2 protein-coding genes are annotated in these 804 nt (G+C 48.6%); both read right to left on the bottom strand.

What is annotated here, in order from left to right; translation table 11 throughout:
- Positions 1 to 627, bottom strand: a 627-nt coding sequence (locus GY683_RS00300) for a transposase zinc-binding domain-containing protein (RefSeq protein WP_297286854.1), incomplete at its 3' end; no start/stop codon positions are given.
- Positions 573 to 804, bottom strand: a 232-nt coding sequence (locus GY683_RS00295; RefSeq protein ID WP_297286853.1) for a hypothetical protein, incomplete at its 5' end; no start/stop codon positions are given. The genes GY683_RS00300 and GY683_RS00295, both read right to left, overlap by 55 nt.

Here is an 804-nt window from a genome sequence, read left to right as displayed (position 1 = left end):
GTGGTGCCAATTCATCATGTTTTCAATCACCACATCATTGATTTTGCCTTCAGCTTTGAGCATTTTGAACACTTCATAGCGAAACAGCTCTTCAAGATCACCAGTATTGGGCGGTGGGCATACCATGAAGGCGTCATCGTCGTAAAAGCAGCCATCGGTGGAGAGAATATGTAAATGCGGATGAAAATTTTGAAAATCACCAAACGACTGAACGGCGACCGCAGCACCGGCTTTGGCATCGTCATAGGCCACAGCTTGAGTCAAATATAGGTTTAACACTTTCCAGGCGCATTGGCTTAGCTTGGCCAATAGTTTGCGGTCCATCATAAAATAGATCCGCAACCGTTTTGGAATACTGAACACCCATTGGCGGTGCGGCACGTATTTTAGCACTTTTTCACACAGCCATTCACCGAATTCCACCACCCGCTTCTGATGGCAAGAGGGACAAAAATGGCGACGCTTGCATGAATATGCCAATAAAAATTCATGGCCACAATCTTCACATTTAACGCGTGCAAAGCCAAAATGTAAATCCCCACAATCTCTCCGAGGCGTAGGCTCTGTAGGCTCTACGAGCCGGAGGCCAAATAGCGCCGGATGACATCCATCACATAAGGCCGCCAAAAGCCAAAGCGGCTCTGATAACGTTCGTCCTCTCCGAGCTGTAGGCTCTTGTGGGCTCTACGAGCCGGAAGCCAGACAGCTTCCAACTGTTCAAAATGATCTTCCACGCAGCGGTAATAGGCGCTTGCCTTGGGCTTGCGCGGTTGATAAACATCAAAATCAATTCCGGGAGGGCAC

The sequence above is a fragment of the Moraxella sp. genome (assembly GCF_024227015.1).
Classification (GTDB): Bacteria; Pseudomonadota; Gammaproteobacteria; order Pseudomonadales; family Moraxellaceae; genus Moraxella.
This window is presented reverse-complemented; position numbering and strand designations above follow the sequence as displayed.